The organism is Leclercia sp. S52 (assembly GCF_039727615.1).
Lineage (GTDB): Bacteria > Pseudomonadota > Gammaproteobacteria > Enterobacterales > Enterobacteriaceae > Enterobacter > Enterobacter adecarboxylatus_B.
This window is the reverse complement of record NZ_CP152474.1, coordinates 3,643,646-3,665,332: the sequence shown is the minus strand read 5'-3', so window position 1 is coordinate 3,665,332 and position 21,687 is coordinate 3,643,646. Positions and strand designations below refer to the sequence as shown.

Below are 21,687 nucleotides of genomic sequence, written 5' to 3'. Positions count from 1 at the left end.
GTGCATTAACGTCTGCCGTTAATGCGCTGATTATCCCTGAGAACATCAATCGCAGTCTGCATGGCGATTTTGTCATCCCGCCTTTTTTGTTTGTCCTGCATGACCTGAAGGTATTCCAGCAAGGTGCGGGTATTAATCGGTCGGCCCTGTTTACCCACAGCCAGCACGGCTTCGCCAAGAATAATTTTCACAGGCGGTAGTTGTGCCGGATACCAGTCAAGGGTGTCTTCTGATTTCATCTTAAATTTCTCACGGAAGGGTAGTGTATCATAAATAAGACGTTCAATTTTCAATATCTGATATCCTGATTCAGACACAACTTAACATAACTTATGCCAGTTATTTTTATATTAAAGCGTATAATAATTACTGTATTCCTCAGAGAATTATTTATGTCTTATACAAATGGGCTCAGGTATTTTAAAGAAAGACCGGTTCATGTTGCCTGCCCGGTATGTGCACACAGAGCCGATCAGAAAGCAGGTAAACTAAGAAAAGATGCGGTTCTTGAGTGCCCTGCCTGCGGACTGTTGTTCAGACATTCAGAATGCCGGTGTATCGGCGGCTGATCAGCTTCTGCCACTTAACGTCAGTGATGTCGGAAAATGACAACATTCCTCCTGTACTGCTGTTGTAGAGGGTATGATAATGAAATCTAAAAAATCTGTTTTTATTGAAGGGCATATCATGTCGAACAGCTGTCACGGACAGCCTGGCCAACCTTTCTGTATTCACCGGGTCAGGTTTAGTAATGGTAAATATGCGATTATTCGGGTGGCATCAGGGATATGTTTCAAACCAGGCGAAATTATTCAACGAAACGATTGTGAGTGGTTTTATAAACTTACCAAAATTCGGCTTCTTTCTTTTGAGTACCTTGATGATGATGAATCAGGAAGACAATTCCTTGAGTATCAATGATAAAACCATGGATTTATAACAGAATAAATTTGCTGGCTTACAATTCACCCTTGGCTCTTTAAATTATTCACCAGTCATTGAAAAATATTTTTTCCTGAATTTAGATGAATTTAAATTATCTAAAACAAAATGTATCGCTAAAGACGAATTGCCTCATTGTTTTCCTTTTGCGTTATAACCTTCATTAGCATTAAGGAAATTTATGGCACAGACTTTTACTCATAATTTACTTCATCCTCGCCACTGGCTTACCTGGTCTGGTTTGGGTCTGCTGTGGCTTCTCGTTCAACTTCCTTACCCGGTTTTACATACTCTGGGCTCTGGCCTTGGAACAATATCCAGACCCTTTCTGAAACGCCGGGAAGGGATTGCGATTAGAAATATCGAACTGTGCTTTCCCGAGATGACACCGTTTGCCCGGAGCCAGATGGTCAATAAAAACTTTGCTTCTCTCGGGCTGGGACTGATGGAAACAGGAATGGCCTGGTTCTGGAGCGATGCGAGAGTCAAAAAATGGTTTGATGTCGAAGGGCTTGAAAACCTGACCGGTGCGACAAGAGGAGTAATGGTTGTCGGGATTCATTTTATGTCCCTTGAGTTGTGTGGAAGAGTAATGGGGTTATGCCATCCTATGATGGCAACGTATCGCCCACACAATGATCCATTAATGGAATGGGTACAGACAAAAGGGCGTATGCGTTCAAATAAGGCTATGATTAATCGACGTAATTTATCAGGTTTTGTTCATGCGCTAAAAGCAGGTGAAGCCGTTTGGTTTGCACCAGACCAGGATTATGGGTCTAAAGGAAGCGTTTTTGCACCTTTTTTCTCGGTAAAAAAAGCAGCCACGACGAACGGAACGTATGCTCTGTCAAAACTCGCTGGTGCACACTTGATCACACTTAGCATGATTCGACGTAGCGATAAAAAAGGTTATCACATGTATATCAGCAATCCGTTGTCAGGCTATCCAGGGGAAGACAAGGTCGCCGCAGCGGCTTATATGAACAAGATCATCGAGCGTGAAATTCTCCGTGCTCCTGAGCAATACCTGTGGATGCATCGCAGGTTCAAAACGCGTCCTGAAGGCGAAGTCTCTTTATACAAATGAACAACTCTACTTGTCATGAGCCAGAATCTATCTTTCTTGCCACTGCGTATTTGTAAAAATGCGATAAGGAATTTTCGATCGGATTCATGTTAACGATGGCTTGACTGACAGCCAAAGTTAATCAATTGAACCGGTTTGGATTTGAAGGTCCGTTTTTCGCTCACAGCAGACCTTCAGCTCAGTTAGCTTGAACGCTCCGTGCCAAAGTCGACCTTTCTATAGTAATCTGTCACAAAACATTGGGCGCAGTTCAATGGATATGTGCTTACTGGGTCTGGCTGTTCTTTTCTAACCGAAGGGCTGAAAAGCAAGAGGAACTCGGAGAAGCAAGCGCAGCGGCTTCGTAGAGTTAGCCCTTGCTTCTCTTATAATTGGCATTATTCATTCAAGAACAAGAGGATCTTCGCTTGTACAAGCGAAGCTATAATAAAAACAATCAATTAATTATTTTAAAAGTATTAAACAAGAACCTATTGACATTCATAAAATACAAGTTATTTATAATGTATGCCATAAATAAAAAGTTTTATGTCATATGTATCCTGCACTATGTGCAGTTAATGTACTACTTGTCCCATATATGGGGATATTGGAAAGGTTACTTTGTTTTGAAGTAGCCTTTCGTCCTTCAATATTAACGATTACTTATTGCTATTACCAAGTCCAGTCGAATCGAAGAACATCTTTTATCTGAAACGACTCCTAATACCCGGTTAAAGCCACAATATCTCTCGCATACGTAGACCAAAGAAAAATTATGATATTAACTATGTGATTTTTTTAGTGTTAAGTTGAATAATTAAATACTGGAGAGTTTTCTGTGCACTACCAATTGCTGGTTCATCTGTTCTGCCGCTGATGTTTCTGACTAATCTCCTGGTGACACAGAACTGTCCCTCTCTACCAGCCTTTATTCGACTCAATGTCCGGCTGCTGATACGCAGTTATCCCTTCGTATCAATGACTGACACTTAAACGTAATGCTTTAGTTGCTGGCGTATCTGACAGCTTCTTCGGCGTGAAGGTCGTTGTGTAAGTATACTTCTTGGTTTATTTAGGCTATATAAAACCATGACTATGACTTGCTGTTTTCAATAAGAGTCTTATCGTCCAAAGAATTTATTCTAGAAATTCTTTTTAACTCATTAAGATAATCAACCTCGTTTTCTAAGAACCAATGAAGAACTTTAGAGTTGCCAAGTAATTTATTAATATATGACTGGATTATAACGAATTTCAACATATCTGAACCATACTCGGTTTGAAGCTTTTTCGTTTCTTCCGAAGTTGTTGCCATTTCTTGTTCCAGACGAAGTATGGTTTTTTTTATGTCCTTTTTATAGGGAGTGTTTTTCCCTTTATTTACTATCATCGATGCCGGTGTTGCATCCAAGATGCTCATTGCAAATTTTTTACTATAATTATCAAAATTAATCATTGTACCGACTGCTTCAATTTGGCGAATTGGCTTCATTTTCCTCAAAACGTCAAATGTAGCCTTAGGTATAGGTTTATCAGAAAGTTTCGCAATTACACTTGGATCTATGCCGTTCATCACATTAGCTTTATCTTTTATGGCATCAACAGATATGCCCAAAGCAGCACTAAGTTTTTCAATTGATACTTTTGCCAGAGACTTAATTATCATTCTATGTTCTTCTACTACATTTATATGATTCACTTGTTTGTTAGGAGTGAAAGCATCATCTATGCTCGAAAGTATACATGGAGCTTTTTCTATACCTAAGTCTTTTAAAGCCTCAACCCTCAAATGGCCATCAAGTATCTTAGTGACATCTTTATCTTTGTCATAGAACACTATTATTGGTTCAATAATACCTAAGCTTTCGATAGAGGTAACTATTTGATAATATTTATGGCTTCGCTTTACGTTTTCTAATAATTCCTTAGATGGAATTAACTTATTAGTTTCCAGGTAAATAAAATTATCGCCAAAACGTATCTGAATCATTTTGATACCTCTTTGTTTACTGGGTTTAATATCTGAGATGGTAGTTCTGAAAGATTCTCTTGTTCAAGTATATGTTGAAAGCTTTTATTCATCATTATGATGTTAAAAATCTCATTTACTATTAGTAGATTGGTTTTTATGAATTTTGAGTTTTTATAAACAGATTTATGTTCAGCGATACTATTTTCATAAAGCTCAATCAACTCCTCTGCAGTCATCCTTTTTGATGGTTTGTGATAATAAAATCCGGCTGCTTTTGCACCTTTATTCCCAACTGTTCTTTGATTTAGAATGTGTTTTATCTTTATAATGTCCCGACTTTTTATTAATTTTTTATCATATGCTTCGGTAAGAATATCTTGTGCTTCCTCAGTTTCACATCTTGCAAATTGCACTGCGAGATATAGAGGCAAATTACCCCGTTCGACTGCTGAGAGAAGTTTATGCTCTCCCTTATCAAGTAGCATATTAATACTGCTCACCCAGTTCGATGAATATCCAGTAATCTCACTTATTTCGGAGTCTAAAAGTCCTCTGATTTTCATGTCTTTAATCACCTGTAATAACTCATTAGAACGTGGTCTTCTCCTTGCAATGTTTTCAACTAAACTCATAACGTAAGCATCTTCTTCTGATACATCTCTTACAATTGCTGGAATAATAGTTTCACCTAATGCAACGAGAGCCTCTATTCTCCCTTGACCACAAATTAAAGCATATTTGAAATCGTCTTCATCAATAGCTCTTACGCTTATAGGTTTGCTTAATCCTCTTTTTTTTATGCTTTCCTTTATTTCTTCATGCACTACTTTATTTCTTGTTCGTGGGTTAAGAAATTTTATTTTTGCAATCTCAATTTGAATTATTGGGAATTCATTTTTTTCAGGCAGCATATAGTTCCCTCACTTTCATGCGAGTAATAATTTGTAGAAGTTTATCAAGATTATCAAATCTATAGAGATCTAATCGAATGTTGTTTGTTTCCGTCATGCACATTTTACTATATTCGTTTTCAATCTTTGGTATGATATAAAAATCAAGAGGTGAAATATTTTGTGAATTCATTCGTATAACAATTGTTATGTCTGCTTTCTGTGAGTTATCAAACCGGACTTTCCATCTAAGTTTACCTGATTTCATATGTATGCATTTAGTAACAAGGACGGAAATTAAAAACTCATCATTGATGTAAAGCATTGGGGCATATTTATACTCGTCTATATGACAGTTACTTTTTAAAATTTCACCTTTAAAATCCTCAATTATCTCTGAGTAAAATGATCTTAGTGCTTCATTTATTTTGAGATAGCTGTAATCATGTTCTGGCTTATAACCAATCAAAGTATATGCTCTTAAAAGACCACCAAATCGCGTTCTATAAACAGAAGATGAAGGGCCTGTATCATCTTCATCAATGATAAAGCCTGATAGTTTTCCATTAGATTCTAATTTTTGTTTTAGTTTTTCTAATAGATCTTCATTAGTCAAATGAATGGATCGGAGCTGAATTATTTCTTGAGCTTTATTATATTTTTTCTTTGAAATAATAGGTTTATATGCCTTGTCACATCTAACCCATTCATGTTTGGGGTTTTTTACAAGCCTACTTTTTAGTTTGGATGAGGTTTTGTTATATATGTTGTTTCCAATATATTTTTCATTTGTCAAAATTTGATGTATTTTTGCACGAGTCCATAATGTTCCATTTTCTGCAGGAATGTTCTGTTCATTTAATCTCTCAGCAATAATAAATTCTGGAACGTTATTATCTATAAAGAGATCATAGATTCTATTTACAATTTTTATTTCATTTTTTGGTCCCGGAATTAATATTACCCTATCTGTTTGAATGCTCTTTCTTTTGCGGAAACTCAATATTTCTTTAGCTATGCCATTTTCGTCTACTAAAAGACGTCTCAGTCCATAACCAGCCATACCGCCTTGATGATAACCAAGCTTTATTAAATTTACTTGCCCTATAAATACCTTTTCAGATAAATTTCTGCTGTGATATGCAGCACTAGATCTTTTTATATTGAGTATAACAGAGGACTCTAAAGGGAAATCTTTAGTGGGTATAGGTTCGGAACAATATATAAGATCTACACCATTTCTCTCAAATAGAAAGGAATAATATGCAGCTTCATCACTATTTTGAAAACGACCAAAACGGCTCACATCATAAAATAATACAGCCTGTATATCTATTTTCTTTTGTTCTACATCGTTAAGTAACTGCTGCAAAGAATGCCTGCCTACGATACTGACTCCGCTCTTACCTGCATCATCGTAGGTATAAGCGATTTCCATATTGTTCTTTTCAGCATAATCTTTGATATATTCGGACTGATTATGTAAAGAATATTGCTGATGGTCGGTAGACATCCTCAAGTACTGTGCGACCCTAACTCTATGATTTTTGTCATTTTCGCTAGCCATGCACGAAACCTCATGGATGATTCAATACAATGTAGAGGATAAAATTGATCAAATTTTAACCGAATTCAACTGTTTTATCATTGATTAGAGCGAATTTGGTAGATCTTCGAGGTGTATGATAATCGAGAAGAGATGTGAATTATTTAGCTGATATGACCGACAGCTTTCGTTATTTGGCCTCAAGGTACCCATTTGTAAATGGCTATGCTTAGTCCACATAGGTTAATGGTGTGATCATTAATTCTTCAAATAAATCAAGATAGTTAACCCATCATGGAAGAGTTATGCGGCAATAACTTTGTATTTTTGAGACGAAACATAGTCACTCCACCATTGCATGAGAACCACACGTTCTGTGAGATACTCTGCACGATTGTAGGCTGCAATTATTTCATCTTTTTTCGAGTGGGCAAGGGCGGCTTCTAAGACATCAGTTCTAAACTTGCCACACTCCTCAGCAGCCGTTCTGGCGATTGATCGCATACCATGAGCTACAAGCTCACCTCCGAAGCCCATACGGATTATAGCCGCATTAGCTGTTTGTTCATGCATGTGATTGAGTGGAGCTTTGATACTGGGAAAAACCCACTCTCTATGCCCGCTGATGGCTTTCATTGAATCCAAGACTCGCAAAGCTTCTTTGCTCAGTGGAACTTTGTGAGGTTTCTTCATTTTCATAAACTCCGCCGGGATGTTCCACATGCCGGTTTCTATATCAATATCTGACCATCTTGTGCGAACAGCTTCACCAGGGCGAACCCATGTGAGAAGTTGCCACTCAATCAGTAGCCTTGTTTCTAAACGGACAGAAGCATTGTTTAGAGCAACCAGGAAGCGGGGGAGTTCGGAAGGGGGTAATGCTGGCATATTCTGTTTTTTTGGCTTGCTGAACCGTTGCCCCAGGTTGTCAGCCGGATTGAATTCTATGAGTTCTTCTGTTGCTGCATAGCGGAAAATTTCATTCAGGCGGGATATGATGCGGCGAAGTGTTTCAAGGACACCTCGTTTTTCTATGGGTTCTAAATGCTGTTTAAGCATTTTAGGGCGAATCTCCTTAATGGGGGTATCACCCAACGTTGGAAAGATATTTCTCTCTAGGCTTCGCCAGATGTCGTTAGCATGATCTTGGGAGATGCCTGACGTTTTGACTTTCTCATCAAGCCACTTCCTGGCTACTGCTTGAAATGTATGTTCCGTGGCATCCTTAAGGGCATTGGCTTTGTGGGTGTTATGAACTTGTGGGTCTATACCATTTGCAAGCAACGACAAGTACTCATCACGTAAAGCTCGTGCCTTCGCAAGTGTAAGGTGAGGATAGGTTCCTAAGCTCACCTTAGTTCGCTTTTTGGTCACAGGCACTGCATATCTGAAATACCAATTTTTCTTTCCTCCCTTCGCCAAGGGGGGCGATTCGCAGGAGCAAACCATCGCCGTCAAAAAGGTTAACCTCTTTCTCGGCAGGTTTGGTGCTTTTGATTTCAGTGTCAGTGAGCTTCTTAGCGATTTTTGCCATGTTTGGGACCCTCATGTTTTGGACCCTTCGTGTTGGGTCCCAAAAAGGGTGCCATAACGAGTAGATTCTAGCAATTCTCGGTAGACTATTATAGACGTAAAAAAAGCCCGCAAGGCTGGTTCCATGCGGGCTTGATAGACTTCACTGAACTTCAATATATCAAAAATTGGTGGAGCTGGCGGGAGTTGAACCCGCGTCCGAAATTTCTACATCCTCGGTACTACATGCTTAGTCAGTCTTTACATTCGCACGCCAGCTGCGGACAGACACGCCACTAACGAACTAGCCTGATTAGTTTTAACGCTTCAACCCCAGGCAGGATTTCCACGCGATCTCTTTTGGGTTTGACCTCTCTTTGATCCCCGTCTTAAGAGCGGAAGCTAGGGAGAGAGGGCTCTTAGCAGGTTATTAAGCTGCTAAAGCGTAGTTTTCGTCGTTTGCGACTATTTTTTTGCGGCTTTTTACGAGGCAAACCGCCCCTCGGCATGCACCTTGGGTTTCGCAAATCCCGTCGAATCCAGAATCAGCCCCAATAGTGTTACAGCAAGTATACCAGAATTTGCAGCCCGGATACCAGTCCGGAACGCTAACTTATTGAATCGCTCAATAAGTATCCGGAAATTAACGGCCTGCGTGCTTCATGATGCGCGCTTTATCGACCTGCCACTCGCGATCTTTGGCGTCGTTACGTTTGTCGTGCTGCTTCTTACCTTTCGCCACGCCGATTTTCACTTTGCACCAGGCGTTCTTCCAGTACAGCGACAGGGCGAGCACGGTATAACCTTCGCGGTTGATACGCCCGAAGAGGGAGTCCAGCTCGCGTTTGTTCAGCAGCAGCTTACGGGTGCGGGTGGGATCGCAAACGTAGTGAGAAGAGGCGACCGTCAGCGGCTGGAAGTTCGCGCCAAACAGAAAGGCTTCGCCGTCTTTGAAGATCACGTAGCTATCACCGATGTTGGCTTTACCCGCACGCAGCGATTTAACTTCCCAGCCCTGCAGCGCAAGGCCAGCTTCGAATTCTTCTTCAATGAAATACTCGTGGCGGGCACGCTTGTTGAGCGCAATGGTTGCCGAGCCAGGTTTATGTGCTTTTTTCTTCGTCATAAGTGTCGTGAAGCCGTAGGTAATCTGATGTCAAAAAGTCACCTCGTTGCGTCCTGTGAGGTCTAACGCGCTATATTAGCACGAGATGAGGCTCAGCGTTTTTTTAACAGGTGATAAATGCTATTATTTGTCGGTTGTTTGATCAGGAAAAATGTTATGCCTCAGATTAGTCGTACTGCGCTTGTCCCCTACAGTGTGGAACAGATGTACCAGTTAGTGAATGACGTACAGTCATATCCGCAGTTTATCCCGGGATGTACCGGGAGCCGCGTGCTGGACTCAGGCCCGACGCAAATGACGGCGGCGGTGGATGTCTCCAAAGCCGGGATCAGCAAAACCTTCACCACCCGCAACACGCTGACCGATAACCAGAGCATTCTGATGCATCTGGTGGATGGCCCGTTCAAGAAATTGATGGGCGGATGGAAGTTTGTTCCGCTCAGCGCCGATGCCTGCCGGATCGAGTTTCATCTCGACTTTGAATTTACCAACGCCCTGATTGAGCTGGCGTTTGGTCGCGTGTTTAAAGAGCTGGCGGCGAATATGGTTCAGGCCTTTACGGTGCGCGCCAAAGAGGTTTACAGTGCCGGCTAACATCGTGGTGGAAGTGGCCTACGCGCTGCCGGAAAAGCAGTATCTGCAGCGCGTGACGCTGGAAGAGGGCGCCACCGTTGAAGAGGCGATCCGCGCTTCTGGCCTGCTGACGCTGCGCAGCGATATCGATCTGACAAAAAACAAAGTCGGGATTTACAGCCGTCCGGTCAAACTGGCGGATAGCGTAAAGGACGGCGACCGGGTTGAGATCTATCGCCCGCTGATTGCCGACCCGAAAGAGCTGCGTCGCCAGCGTGCGGAGAAGTCCGCTAAGTAACCCGCGATAAAACAAAAAAAGGTGCTCATTGAGCACCTTTTTGTATTTCTGAAACCTTACTCTTTGGTGAGCGCAGGTTTGTTGTCGATGTTGGTCAGCACGCCGCTGCTGTTGAAGGTCAGCGTCAGGGTCTGCTGGGACACGTCTTCATGGCCTGGCTTCTGGCGGAACACGTAGAACCAGGTGTTGGTGCCGAACGGGTCGGACATCATCGGCGTGCCCAGGGCATAGGCAACCTGCTGCTGCGTCATACCGACACGAATTTTAGACACATCGTTAGGAGCGAGATAGTTCCCCTGGTTGATGTCAGGGCGGTAAACCACTTTTTCCAGAGTGGAGCAGCCTGCGGTCATCATCAGAAGAACCGCTGCGGCAGCGGTCAGCGTTTTACAGCGCATAGTGATTTGATTCCTTTTCGGGCCCGGGCAATACGCGACGGCTCATATGTAATATGCCGATGATAATAGACCTTTCACCACATTAAAACCTCTGGCGTCCGGTCTGTCGGCGTTTTTATTGTTCTGTATGACCCTGAGATACCGAAAAAGTTTAGGCAGCCAGCAGTTCTTTCGCATTCGCCAGCGTGTTGCGGGTAACTTCGCTGCCGCCCAGCAGACGGGCCAGCTCCTGCAGACGGGCGCGTTTGTCCAGCGGCTGCATGTGCGTTTCGGTCATCTCGCCGTCGGTTTCTTTGCTGACAAAGAAGTGATGGTGGCCGCAGCCGGCAACCTGCGGCAGGTGGGTTACACACATTACCTGGGTGGACTCGCCCAGCTGACGCAGCAGTTTACCCACTACCGCCGCGGTCGGGCCGCTGATACCGACATCCACTTCATCGAAGATCAGCGCCGGGGTTTCCATTTTCTTCGCCGTGATCACCTGAATCGCCAGGGCGATACGCGACAGCTCACCGCCGGATGCGACCCGGGAGATAGCCTGCAGCGGCTGGCCCGGGTTAGTGGTGACGCGGAATTCAATGCGGTCTGCCCCTTCGGCCGTCAGGTGATTGTCTTCAAACTTCACATCGATGGTGAAAACGCCGTGCGGCATCGACAGCAGATGCATGCTCTCCGTGATGTGCTGGCTCAGCTCCTGAGCGTAACGCTGACGGACATTGTGCAGCTGCGTGGCGGTTTGCATCGCCTGCTGATGGTGCACGCTGACGGCCAGAGAGAGGGTCTCCAGCGAGTCGGCCTGATCGTCAAGCTGATGCTGCTCATCGAGCAGGGACTGGTGGAACGCAGGTAGCTCTTCCGGTGAAACGTGGTGCTTACGCGCCAGGGAAATTTGGCGCGAAATGCGCTGTTCCAGCTCAAACAGGCGGTTAGGATCGAGATCCAGCCGCTCGCAGTAGTGGCGCAGCTCGTCACTGGCTTCGGAGATCTGAATCGCTGCCTCTTCCAGCATATCCAGCATGCCGGACACTTTGCTGTCCATGCCTGCCAGCTCGGTGACTAACTGGCGCACGGTATAGAGCTGACTTTGCAGATTCACATCCTCGCCGTCGGCCATGAGGTTCAGCGCCTGCTGGCTGGTGGAAAGCAGCTGGCCGCTGTTGGCGAGGCGTTTGTACTCTTCGTCAATCTGCTCAAACTCGCCCGGCTGCGGGCTGAACTCGTTTAGCTCTTTCAGCTGATACGCCAGCAGTTCGGCGCGGGCCGCGCGTTCCTGGCTCTGCTGCTGATGCAGCGCCAGCTCACGGCAGCTTTGATGCCACTGACGATAGTGCGCCGCCATAAGCTGCATAAGGTCGGATTCACCGGCATAGCCGTCGAGTAAGGACTTCTGCTGTTCAGGCTTGATAAGCTGTTGATGGGCGTGCTGCCCGTGGATTTGGATCAACAGCTGGCCCAGTTCGCGCAGCTGGGACAACGGTACCGCGGTACCGTTGATAAAGCCACGGGAGCGGCCGTCGCTATTGAGGACGCGGCGAAGTAAGCACTCACGCCCATCTTCGAGTTGGTTCTCCTCAAGCCAGCGCAGGGCGGCAGGGGTATCTTTCAGGGAGAAACGGGCACAGAGATCGGCGCGGCTGGCGCCAGCGCGAACCATGTCGCCGTCGGCACGACCGCCAAGGCACAGCCCGAGCGCATCAATCGCAATAGATTTACCGGCACCGGTTTCCCCGGTGATAGCTGTCATTCCGCTGTTGAAATCAATTTCGAGCTCACGAACGATGGCGAAGTTGCTGATGGTCAGTTGTGCCAGCATAAACGTTTTCCTGTATGAAAAACCATAACTGTGTTTGTGTACAGTATAAACTGGTTTTTTATACAGTAAAGTGCTGGATGCTATTTCAGAACAATTTTTTCGACCAGCCGAGCTTGGAGCTTAATGTGTTGAAATAGCTGTAGTCTTTCGGGTGGATCAGATTGAGGTGATAATCGCAGCGGCGGATTAGCACATCCTCACCTTCCTGGATCGGCAGCGCGATTTGGCTGTCGCAGCTGATCTCCAGGTCGTTACGGCGGTGCGAGAAGCGCAGACGGATGGTGCTGCTGCTGTTGATGACCAGCGGGCGGGCCGAGAGGGTATGCGGGAACATCGGCACCAGCGTGATGGCATCCAGCGACGGAGTCAGGATCGGGCCGCCCGCAGAAAGCGAGTAGGCCGTGGATCCGGTAGGGGTAGAAATAATCAGCCCATCGGAGCGCTGCGAGAAGGCAAAGATTTCGTCGATATAGACTTCGAACTCAATCATGTGCGCCACTTTTCCCGGGTGCAGCACCACTTCGTTAATGGCGGTGCTGATCCGTTTCTGGCAATCCTGCTGGCACACCTGCGCTTCCAGTAAAAAGCGTTTTTCACTGATGTAGTGGCCTTCCAGCACGTCGGCGAGCTGCTGCTGGGCGTTATCCGGGTCGAGGTCGGTTAAAAAGCCCAGGTTGCCACGGTTGATGCCAATGACTTTAATATCGTAACGGGCAAGGGTACGCGCGGCGCCGAGCATGTTGCCGTCGCCCCCGACCACCACCGCCAGGTCGGCCTGCTGACCGATTTCCGCCAGCGTGCCGGTCTTTACATTGGTAAGCTGCAGTTCCTGAGCAATCTGTTGTTCAACAATCACATCGTAATTTTTCGCACACAGCCAGCGATACAGCATTTCATGTGTCGTCAACGCAGTAGGGTGACGTGGATGACCGACAATCCCAATACACTTGAAATGGTTGCTCATTTTCTGAAGGTCCTTGTGCGAATGAATGATGACAATGTGGCTTGTTCCCTTGAATCCCGGAAACTGATCCCCATAATAAGCGAAGTTAGCGAGTTGAATGCAGAAAAACGCGGAGAAATTCATGAGTAGTAAAGAACAGAAAACGCCTGAGGGGCAAGCCCCGGAAGAAATTATCACGGAGCAGCACGAAGAGGTTGAGGCTGCAGAGCCTGAGGCCGGTGCTGAGCAGGTGGATCCGCGCGATGAAAAAATTGCGAATCTGGAAGCTCAGGTCACTGAAGCCCAGAACCGCGAGCGCGATGGCATCCTGCGTATCAAAGCGGAAATGGAAAACCTGCGTCGCCGTACCGAGCTGGACGTTGAAAAGGCGCATAAATTTGCGCTGGAGAAGTTCGTCAACGAACTGCTGCCGGTTATCGACAGCCTGGATCGCGCGCTGGAAGTGGCGGATAAAGCGAACCCGGACATGGCCCCGATGGTTGAAGGTATCGAGCTGACGCTAAAATCCATGCTGGACGTGGTGAAGAAGTTTGGCGTCGAAGTGGTTGCCGACACCAACGTGCCGATGGATCCGAACGTGCATCAGGCCATTGCGATGGTGGAGTCTGAGGACGTTGCTGCTGGTAACGTGCTGATGGTGATGCAGAAAGGCTATACCCTGAACGGTCGTACCATTCGCGCGGCGATGGTCTCCGTGGCGAAAGCTAAGGCTTAACTGGCCTCCCGTAGTGCCGGGCGGCGGCTTCGCCTGACCCGGCCTACAACGACTTACTCCGCGACGCTCTCCCTGAGCGGTTTCACCGGCAATACTTTCACCTGCTTAATCATATTGTCCTGCACGTCAAGGATATCAATATCGTACTGGCCGATACGCACCCGCGTACCCGACGCCGGGATCTCCTCCAGCGCTTCCAGAATCATACCGTTAATGGTACGGGCTTCCGCTTCCGGCATTTGCCAGTTAAAGGCTTTGTTGAGTTCACGGACGTTCGCGCTGCCGTCAATCAGCACCGAGCCGTCGTTTTGCGGCGTGACCTCTTCGGCGAGGGAAGGGGACATGGAGGTGGTAAAGTCGCCTACAATCTCCTCCAGAATATCCTCCACCGTCACCAGCCCCTGGATATCACCATACTCATCGACCACCAGACCCACTTTCTTTTTATTGCGCTGGAATTTGACCAGTTGGGTACTGAGCGGGGTGCCTTCCGGAATGTAGTAAATCTCATCCGCTGCCCGCAGCATCACCTCTTTGGTGAACTCTTTTTTCTCGGTCATCAGACGATAGGCTTCACGCACGCGCAGCATGCTGATGGTGTCGTCCAGCGAATCACGGTACAACACGATGCGGCCATGCGGGGAGTGGGTCAGCTGGCGGACAATGGCTTTCCAGTCGTCGTTGATGTCGATACCGACGATCTCGTTGCGCGGCACCATAATGTCGTCAACGCTGACCTTTTCCAGATCCAGCACCGACAGCAGCATATCCTGATTGCGGCGGGAGATTTGCGAGCGCGATTCATGCACGATGGTGCGCAGTTCATCTTTGCTCAGCGCGCTGCTGATCGTCACATCCGCCTTAATGCCCACCATGCGCATCAGCACGCGCGTCACGCCGTTTAACAGCCACACCAGCGGCATCATCAGAATGAGTAACGGCGCCAGCAGGAAGCTGCTGGGATAGGCGACCTTCTCGGGATAGAGCGCAGCGACGGTCTTTGGCAATACTTCGGCAAAGACCAGCACCACAAAGGTCAGCACCCCGGTGGCGATAGCGACCCCGGCGTTGCCATACAGGCGCATGCCGACAATGGTACCCAGCGCGGAGGCGAGAATGTTGACCAGGTTGTTGCCGATAAGCACCAGGCTTATCAGGCGATCCGGTTTACGCAGCAGTTTTTCCACACGACGTGCGGCCCGGTTACCCTGTTTGGCGCGATGACGTAACCGGTAGCGGTTCAGCGTCATCATGCCGGTCTCCGAGCCGGAGAAATAGGCGGAGATAACCACCATCACGATCAGGGTGATGATCAGCGTGGTAGTAGAGATGTGTTCCAGGGGGAACTCCTTGGTTACTTAGCTGGCGATCTGCTGGATGACGCGGCTACCGAAATAAGCCAGTGTCAGGAGGCCTGCTCCCGCAACGTTGAACCAGACCACGCGGCGACCGCGCCAGCCTTCATGATAATGGCCCCATAACAGGACAATATAGACAAACCACGCGATGATGGAGAGCACGGCCTTATCGATATTCTCCATGCTGAAGAGATTGTGCATATAAAACAGGCCGGTAATCAGCGTGAGGGTCAGCAGCACTACCCCGACCTGGGTAATGTGAAACATCTTACGCTCAATGGTCATCAGCGGCGGCATTTCGTTACTGAAGGCCAGCTTTTTGTTTTTGAGCTGATAGTCAATCCAGGCCAGCTGGAGCGCGTACAGCGCGGCGATGATAAGCGTCGCATACGAGAACAGCGACAGGCCAATATGCACCATCATTCCCGGCGTGGTTTCAAGGTGGGTGATGAATTCATTCGGCACGAAGGTGGCAAAGGCGAGGTTGATCAGCGCAAAGGCGTAGACAATCGGCAGCAGCAGCCAGCCGCGGTTTTTCGAAGCCACGATGGTCATGACCGTACAGATCATCAGGCTGACCAGCGACCCGACGTTGAGCAGGCTCAGGTTTTGCCCGCTGCCATCGCCCGGCAGAATGCGCGCTTCGAGCGCAAAGGCGTGACTTATCAACGCGATGACAGCCGACAAAATAGCCATTCGCCGCCAGCCGCTGTTTTTTTGTAGCAGGCCAGGGATGATCAGCGCGAGGCTGACAGAGTACGCCACAAGAGCGATCAGTGCGAAAACAGGCATATAGGTGTCGACAGTTGTCCTGATGAGAAAGAGAGGCAGTATAACGTTACGTGAGGCGTGCTCCAACCGTTGCATAACAACAAAGGCGCCTTCATGTTATACTGCGGCAAAATTCTGTGTATGTGTCGCTTATGGCGGCCCAACGTTTCTACTCAGGCGAGAGACAATGTTTGATAATTTAACCGATCGTTTGTCGCGCACGCTGCGCAACATCAGCGGCCGTGGACGCCTTACCGAAGACAACATCAAAGAGACGCTGCGTGAAGTGCGCATGGCGCTGCTTGAAGCAGACGTCGCGCTGCCGGTCGTGCGTGATTTCATCAACCGCGTAAAAGAGAAAGCGGTTGGTCATGAAGTGAACAAGAGCCTGACCCCGGGTCAGGAGTTCGTCAAAATCGTCCGTAATGAACTGGTTTCGGCGATGGGCGAAGAGAACCAGAGCCTGAACCTGGCGGCGCAACCGCCGGCAGTGGTGCTGATGGCCGGTCTGCAGGGTGCGGGTAAAACCACCAGCGTCGGTAAGCTGGGTAAATTCCTGCGCGAGAAGCACAAGAAGAAGGTGCTGGTCGTCTCTGCCGACGTTTATCGCCCCGCGGCGATCAAACAGCTGGAAACCCTGGCTGAACAGGTTGGCGTAGAGTTCTTCCCTTCCGACGTGGCGCAAAAGCCAATCGACATCGTTAACGCGGCGCTGAAAGAAGCGAAGCTGAAGTTCTTTGACGTGCTGCTGGTGGATACCGCCGGTCGTCTGCACGTTGACGAAGCGATGATGGACGAAATCAAACAGGTGCATGCCGCGATCAATCCGGTAGAAACCCTGTTTGTGGTCGATGCCATGACCGGTCAGGATGCGGCAAACACCGCGAAAGCCTTCAACGAAGCGCTGCCGTTAACCGGTGTGGTCCTGACCAAAGTGGACGGCGACGCCCGCGGCGGTGCGGCGCTCTCTATCCGTCATATCACCGGTAAGCCAATCAAGTTCCTCGGCGTCGGCGAGAAGACCGAAGCGCTGGAGCCGTTCCACCCGGACCGTATCGCTTCCCGTATCCTCGGCATGGGCGACGTGCTGTCGCTGATCGAAGATATCGAGAGCAAGGTCGACCGTGCCCAGGCTGAGAAGCTGGCCTCCAAGCTGAAAAAAGGCGACGGCTTCGATCTGACCGACTTCCTGGAGCAGCTGCGCCAGATGAAAAATATGGGCGGTATGGCAAGCCTGATGGGCAAGCTGCCGGGCATGGGCCAGATCCCGGATAACGTAAAAGCGCAGATGGACGACAAGGTTCTGGTACGCATGGAGGCGATTATCAACTCCATGACCCTGAAAGAGCGCGCCAAGCCGGAAATTATTAAAGGCTCTCGTAAACGCCGTATCGCGGCGGGTTGTGGGATGCAGGTGCAGGACGTTAATCGCCTTCTGAAACAGTTCGACGACATGCAGCGCATGATGAAGAAGATGAAGAAGGGCGGAATGGCGAAGATGATGCGCGGGATGAAAGGGATGATGCCACCAGGCTTCCCTGGTCGTTGATCGGCCTGGCTTGTTTGCCATTTTGACGCCGGGGGAGTGCTCGAAATGCTCACGTACTACGTGTACGCTCCGCTTTCTGCGCGCTCGCCGACGTCAAACTGGCTGCACCGCCAACGGCCTTTTACAGCAGACTTATCAACTGCTGATTGCATTTTCCCCAGAAATCAGTAAAATTTTCGGGCTTTTAATATGACACCGGGCTCCTTCCCTCGATGGGGCCCGGTGTTTTATTCACACAAGAGGATGTTATGGTAACTATTCGTTTAGCACGTCACGGCGCGAAAAAGCGTCCGTTCTACCAGGTTGTTGTTACTGACAGCCGTAATGCACGCAACGGTCGCTTCATCGAGCGCGTTGGTTTCTTCAACCCACTGGCCTCTGGCGCAGAAGAAGAAACCCGTCTGGATCTGGATCGTATCGCTCACTGGGTTGGCCAGGGCGCTACCGTTTCCGATCGCGTTGCTACGCTGATCAAAGCAGCAAACAAAGCAGCTTAATCTGTCACGGTGGTCATGATGAGCAAAAAAGCACCTGTTGAACCGATCGTATTGGGAAAAATGGGTTCTTGCTACGGTATCCGTGGTTGGCTCAGAGTGTTTTCCTCCACCGAAGACGCCGAAAGCATTTTTGACTATCAGCCCTGGTTTATCCAGAAGGCGGGTCAGTGGCAAGAGGTCGAGCTGGAAAGCTGGCGTCACCACAATCAGGACATCGTTATCAAGCTGAAAGGCGTTGACGATCGCGATGCCGCGAATGCGCTGACTAATTGTGAAATTGTCGTGGATTCGTCGCAGTTGCCTGAACTGGAAGAGGGTTACTACTGGAAAGACCTTATCGGTTGTCAGGTAGTCACTACCGAAGGTTACGGTCTGGGTAAAGTCATCGATATGATGGAAACCGGATCCAATGACGTTCTCGTCATTAAGGCAAACCTGAAAGATGCGTTCGGTATCAAGGAGCGGTTGGTTCCGTTCCTCGATGGGCAGGTTATCAAGAAAGTCGATCTCGCTACTCGAACTATCGAAGTAGATTGGGATCCTGGTTTTTAAATTCTCCTGAAAACGGTAAAAGACGGCGCTATGTGGATTGGCATTATTAGCCTGTTTCCTGAAATGTTCCGCGCGATTACTGATTACGGGGTAACTGGCCGGGCAGTAAAAAATGGCCTGCTGAGCATCGAAAGCTGGAGTCCACGTGACTTCACCCATGACCGGCACCGTACCGTGGACGAACGTCCTTACGGCGGCGGACCGGGGATGCTCATGATGGTTCAACCCTTACGGGATGCCATCGCAGCAGCAAAAGCCGCGGCAGGTGAAGGCGCAAAGGTGATTTATCTGTCACCTCAGGGACGCAAGCTTGATCAAGCGGGCGTCAGCGAACTGGCAGCGAATCAGAAACTGATTCTGGTGTGCGGTCGCTATGAAGGGATAGATGAGCGCGTAATTCAAACCGAGATTGACGAAGAATGGTCTATCGGCGATTACGTTCTCAGCGGTGGTGAGTTACCGGCAATGACGCTGATTGACTCCGTTTCCCGGTTCATTCCGGGGGTACTGGGCCATGAAGCATCAGCAACAGAAGACTCTTTTGCTGACGGATTGCTGGACTGTCCACACTATACCCGTCCTGAAGTGTTAGAAGGGATGGAGGTACCGCCGGTATTACTGTCGGGAAACCATGCCGAGATTCGTCGCTGGCGTCTGAAGCAGTCGCTGGGCCGTACCTGGCTTAGAAGACCTGAACTTCTGGAAAACCTGGCTCTGACTGAAGAGCAAGCAAAGTTGCTGGCCGAGTTCAAAAGAGAACACGCGCACCAGCAGCAGAAACATGATGGGATGGCCTGAGGCCCCCGAATATCAGTTTACCCAGGATAAGAGATTAAATTATGAGCAACATTATTAAGCAACTTGAACAAGAGCAGATGAAGCAGGACGTACCTTCCTTCCGTCCGGGTGATACCGTGGAAGTGAAAGTATGGGTTGTTGAAGGTTCCAAAAAACGTCTGCAGGCATTCGAGGGCGTGGTTATCGCTATTCGTAACCGCGGTCTGCACTCTGCATTCACTGTTCGTAAAATTTCCAACGGCGAAGGCGTTGAGCGTGTCTTCCAGACTCACTCTCCGGTAGTTGACAGCATTGCTGTTAAACGTCGTGGTGCTGTACGTAAAGCTAAACTGTACTACCTGCGTGAGCGTACTGGTAAGTCTGCTCGTATTAAAGAGCGTCTGAACTAAGATTCGCTTAAGCGACATCCTGTAAAAAGGGCTGGCCGAAAGGCTGGCCCTTTTTTTATCTATGTGTGCCCTGAACGTTAACCTGGCCGTCATAAATCGTTTACAATGCCCCGCTCTGACGGAGGGGAAGTGACGACTAAACAGCATCAGGCACAGTGGCAACGTATCGCGGCAGGTCTCGCGTTATTTGCGATCCTGATGATCGTCTTCGCGCCGCTGGTCTCTGTCTCGCTGCAGAAAGATCCCATGAGCGCTATGCCCGGCATGCATCACGACATGAGCATGATGGCGGAGCACCATCATGCACCGCCTGAAAGTACGCCTGTCGACCACGCCGAAGCCTGCGGTTACTGCGTGCTGCTGGCCCACGTGCCGGGCGTCATTCTGGCGCTTGTACTGCTGTTATGCGCAGTCTTACTCCGACAGCGCCTCACGCCGCTGCGACCCGCCGTATACCACTGGCATTTCTTCCCCTGGCTCCGTCCCGATACTCGCGCGCCGCCGCATCTGTCTGCTTAATCTACGTAAAAAAACGTACACCCCGGTGTATCGATAACTTTTTGCCTTAAAAAGGGAAAGCATGACTACCTGCACTCCGCGCGCAGCATGGGGCAACCTGCTGCGTCGTCTTCACTTCTATATTGGTCTGTTTGTCGGGCCGTTTATCTTTATCGCCGCGCTCTCCGGAACGCTGTATGTCGCTACGCCACAGCTGGAAAACGCGCTTTATCATCATGCGCTGTTCAGCGAGACCGAGGGTGCATTGCGTCCCCTTGCCGAGCAAATCGCGGTGGCGGAAAAGGTCACCGGCGGGGAGCTGCGGCTACAGGCGGTGCGCCCGGGTCTGGCATCAGGGGAAACCACCCGGGTGATGTACCTTGACCCGGCGCTGAAAGCCTCAGAGAACCGGGCCATCTTTATCGATCCGGTCAGCCTCGAAGTGCGTGGGGATATGACCGTCTACGGCACCAGCGGTATTCTGCCGTTGCGTCAGAAAATCGATTACCTGCATCAGTCTTTGCTCCTGGGGGATGCAGGACGTCTTTACAGCGAGCTGGCCGCGTCCTGGATGTGGATTGCCGCACTGGGAGGGATTGCCCTGTGGTTCTATACCCGGCCAAAACGGCGCATCAACAACCGTTTTCAGAACCGCCGACGTCTGCACGTTTCCCTCGGCTGGAGCCTGCTGGTGGGCATGCTGCTCTTCTCGGCGACCGGCCTGACCTGGTCCCAGTGGGCGGGCGGTAATGTGGATAAACTGCGGGCAGAGATGAACTGGCTCACGCCGCAGGTGAACACGCAGCTGCACGGCCCGGCGGAAGTCGCCGATCCGCATGCTGAGCACCGCAGCCATCACATGACCATGTCCATGCCGGAAATGAAACCTGATCTCTCCCTGTACGACGGCGTGCTGCAGGCGGCCAATGCGGCGGGAATTGATGCCACGAAGCTGGAGATACGCCCGGCGAAGCGTGACGCAATGGCGTGGACGGTGACGGAGATCGATCGCAGCTGGCCGACGCAGGTTGATGCGGTTGCCGTAGATCCCGCGACCCTGACCGTTATCGATCGCGCCCGCTTTGCGGATTACCCGCTGATGGCCAAACTGACCCGCTGGGGGGTGGATTTCCATATGGGCGTGCTGTTTGGCTTGCCAAACCAGCTGGTACTGATCGCCTTTGGTCTCGGGCTGTGCGTCATGATTGTGTGGGGCTACCGGATGTGGTGGATGCGTCGCCCCCGGCAGACGGCATCGGATCCGGCGCAGACGCTGTGTCAGAGCTGGATGGCGTTGCCGCTGGCGGGGCGCGTGGTCTCTTTAGTCGTCAGCGTAGCGCTGGGACTCATGATGCCGGTGATGGGCTGTAGCCTGGCGCTGTTTATCGTTATTGACTGGCTGCGCTGGCGTACGGCAGCGCGAGTATCCCTGGCCGAATCGCGGGAATGATGCC

General features: G+C 49.0%; 22 protein-coding genes, 1 other RNA gene and 2 pseudogenes. 13 read left to right on the top strand and 12 right to left on the bottom strand.

Features of this window, described 5'->3' with window-relative positions; all coding sequences use genetic code 11:
* Positions 1–5: 5 nt before the first annotated feature.
* The gene (locus tag AAHB66_RS17540) at positions 6–239 is read right to left on the bottom strand and encodes a hypothetical protein (RefSeq protein ID WP_004132711.1); all 234 of its coding nucleotides are present in this window, start codon (positions 237–239) and stop codon (positions 6–8) included.
* 409 nt (positions 240–648) lie between these two features.
* Between AAHB66_RS17540 and AAHB66_RS17535 the strand changes: the two genes are divergently transcribed.
* The 3 genes and pseudogenes from AAHB66_RS17535 to AAHB66_RS17525 form a co-directional block, all read left to right on the top strand.
* Complete coding sequence (locus AAHB66_RS17535) at positions 649–921, top strand: hypothetical protein (RefSeq protein WP_176691153.1); 273 nt, start codon at positions 649–651, stop codon at positions 919–921.
* Between the two features lie 202 nt (positions 922–1,123).
* Positions 1,124–2,032 (top strand): kdo(2)-lipid IV(A) palmitoleoyltransferase, encoded by a 909-nt coding sequence (gene lpxP, locus AAHB66_RS17530; RefSeq protein ID WP_023479857.1) that lies wholly within the window; start codon positions 1,124–1,126, stop codon positions 2,030–2,032.
* Between the two features lie 890 nt (positions 2,033–2,922).
* Positions 2,923–3,034 (top strand): annotated as a pseudogene (locus AAHB66_RS17525) (IS3 family transposase); the annotation flags it as partial.
* 73 nt (positions 3,035–3,107) lie between these two features.
* Here the strand turns inward: AAHB66_RS17525 and AAHB66_RS17520 are convergent.
* From AAHB66_RS17520 to smpB, 6 genes and pseudogenes are all read right to left on the bottom strand, one after another.
* On the bottom strand, positions 3,108–4,004 hold the full coding sequence (locus tag AAHB66_RS17520; RefSeq protein WP_159514722.1) for a plasmid partitioning protein RepB C-terminal domain-containing protein: 897 nt from the start codon (positions 4,002–4,004) through the stop codon (positions 3,108–3,110).
* Complete coding sequence (locus tag AAHB66_RS17515) at positions 4,001–4,897, bottom strand: ParB/RepB/Spo0J family partition protein (protein ID WP_159514721.1); 897 nt, start codon at positions 4,895–4,897, stop codon at positions 4,001–4,003. The genes AAHB66_RS17520 and AAHB66_RS17515 overlap by 4 nt, the downstream gene beginning before the upstream one ends.
* Complete coding sequence (locus AAHB66_RS17510) at positions 4,887–6,443, bottom strand: recombinase family protein (protein ID WP_159514720.1); 1,557 nt, start codon at positions 6,441–6,443, stop codon at positions 4,887–4,889. Before AAHB66_RS17510 ends, AAHB66_RS17515 begins: the two co-directional genes overlap by 11 nt.
* A gap of 282 nt (positions 6,444–6,725) precedes the next feature.
* Positions 6,726–7,956: pseudogene (locus AAHB66_RS17505) on the bottom strand (integrase domain-containing protein).
* Positions 7,957–8,123: 167 nt separating this feature from the next.
* Positions 8,124–8,487: a transfer-messenger RNA gene (ssrA, locus tag AAHB66_RS17500) on the bottom strand.
* A 90-nt stretch (positions 8,488–8,577) separates the two neighbouring features.
* On the bottom strand, positions 8,578–9,060 hold the full coding sequence (gene smpB, locus AAHB66_RS17495) for an SsrA-binding protein SmpB (RefSeq protein ID WP_039030084.1): 483 nt from the start codon (positions 9,058–9,060) through the stop codon (positions 8,578–8,580).
* 156 nt (positions 9,061–9,216) lie between these two features.
* Here smpB and AAHB66_RS17490 point away from each other — a divergent pair, with 156 nt between their 5' ends.
* A complete protein-coding gene (locus AAHB66_RS17490) occupies positions 9,217–9,654 on the top strand; it encodes a type II toxin-antitoxin system RatA family toxin (RefSeq protein ID WP_197090537.1) in 438 nt (145 codons plus the stop codon).
* Entirely contained in the window at positions 9,644–9,931 is a 288-nt protein-coding gene (locus AAHB66_RS17485) for an RnfH family protein (RefSeq protein WP_347113809.1), read from the top strand. The genes AAHB66_RS17490 and AAHB66_RS17485 overlap by 11 nt, the downstream gene beginning before the upstream one ends.
* A gap of 56 nt (positions 9,932–9,987) precedes the next feature.
* Here the strand turns inward: AAHB66_RS17485 and bamE are convergent, their stop codons facing one another.
* The 3 genes from bamE to nadK all read right to left on the bottom strand — a co-directional run bounded on the left by bamE (position 9,988) and on the right by nadK (position 13,106).
* A complete protein-coding gene (gene bamE, locus AAHB66_RS17480; RefSeq protein WP_039030087.1) occupies positions 9,988–10,329 on the bottom strand; it encodes an outer membrane protein assembly factor BamE in 342 nt (113 codons plus the stop codon).
* 151 nt (positions 10,330–10,480) lie between these two features.
* On the bottom strand, positions 10,481–12,142 hold the full coding sequence (gene recN / locus AAHB66_RS17475) for a DNA repair protein RecN (protein ID WP_347113808.1): 1,662 nt from the start codon (positions 12,140–12,142) through the stop codon (positions 10,481–10,483).
* A gap of 85 nt (positions 12,143–12,227) precedes the next feature.
* A complete protein-coding gene (gene nadK / locus AAHB66_RS17470; protein ID WP_077227861.1) occupies positions 12,228–13,106 on the bottom strand; it encodes an NAD(+) kinase in 879 nt (292 codons plus the stop codon).
* A gap of 121 nt (positions 13,107–13,227) precedes the next feature.
* Between nadK and grpE the strand changes: the two genes are divergently transcribed.
* Complete coding sequence (grpE, locus tag AAHB66_RS17465) at positions 13,228–13,821, top strand: nucleotide exchange factor GrpE (protein ID WP_156264382.1); 594 nt, start codon at positions 13,228–13,230, stop codon at positions 13,819–13,821.
* 53 nt (positions 13,822–13,874) lie between these two features.
* Here grpE and AAHB66_RS17460 read toward each other — a convergent pair whose 3' ends face one another.
* Positions 13,875–15,161, bottom strand: a complete 1,287-nt coding sequence (locus tag AAHB66_RS17460) for an HlyC/CorC family transporter (RefSeq protein WP_347116514.1) — start codon at positions 15,159–15,161, stop codon at positions 13,875–13,877.
* Between the two features lie 18 nt (positions 15,162–15,179).
* On the bottom strand, positions 15,180–15,971 hold the full coding sequence (locus AAHB66_RS17455; protein ID WP_347113807.1) for an inner membrane protein YpjD: 792 nt from the start codon (positions 15,969–15,971) through the stop codon (positions 15,180–15,182).
* A 166-nt stretch (positions 15,972–16,137) separates the two neighbouring features.
* Here AAHB66_RS17455 and ffh point away from each other — a divergent pair, with 166 nt between their 5' ends.
* From ffh to AAHB66_RS17420, 7 genes are all read left to right on the top strand, one after another.
* On the top strand, positions 16,138–17,499 hold the full coding sequence (ffh, locus tag AAHB66_RS17450; protein WP_347113805.1) for a signal recognition particle protein: 1,362 nt from the start codon (positions 16,138–16,140) through the stop codon (positions 17,497–17,499).
* Positions 17,500–17,747: 248 nt separating this feature from the next.
* Entirely contained in the window at positions 17,748–17,996 is a 249-nt protein-coding gene (rpsP, locus tag AAHB66_RS17445; RefSeq protein ID WP_022649067.1) for a 30S ribosomal protein S16, read from the top strand.
* Between the two features lie 18 nt (positions 17,997–18,014).
* The gene (gene rimM / locus AAHB66_RS17440) at positions 18,015–18,548 is read left to right on the top strand and encodes a ribosome maturation factor RimM (RefSeq protein WP_333855438.1); all 534 of its coding nucleotides are present in this window, start codon (positions 18,015–18,017) and stop codon (positions 18,546–18,548) included.
* A 30-nt stretch (positions 18,549–18,578) separates the two neighbouring features.
* A complete protein-coding gene (trmD, locus tag AAHB66_RS17435) occupies positions 18,579–19,346 on the top strand; it encodes a tRNA (guanosine(37)-N1)-methyltransferase TrmD (RefSeq protein WP_337019278.1) in 768 nt (255 codons plus the stop codon).
* A 41-nt stretch (positions 19,347–19,387) separates the two neighbouring features.
* Positions 19,388–19,735, top strand: coding sequence for a 50S ribosomal protein L19 (gene rplS, locus AAHB66_RS17430; protein WP_002914145.1), 348 nt, complete (start codon positions 19,388–19,390; stop codon positions 19,733–19,735).
* A gap of 105 nt (positions 19,736–19,840) precedes the next feature.
* Positions 19,841–20,254, top strand: a complete 414-nt coding sequence (locus tag AAHB66_RS17425; protein WP_347113798.1) for a DUF2946 domain-containing protein — start codon at positions 19,841–19,843, stop codon at positions 20,252–20,254.
* Positions 20,255–20,315: 61 nt separating this feature from the next.
* Entirely contained in the window at positions 20,316–21,683 is a 1,368-nt protein-coding gene (locus AAHB66_RS17420; protein WP_347113796.1) for a PepSY-associated TM helix domain-containing protein, read from the top strand.
* Positions 21,684–21,687: the final 4 nt, after the last annotated feature.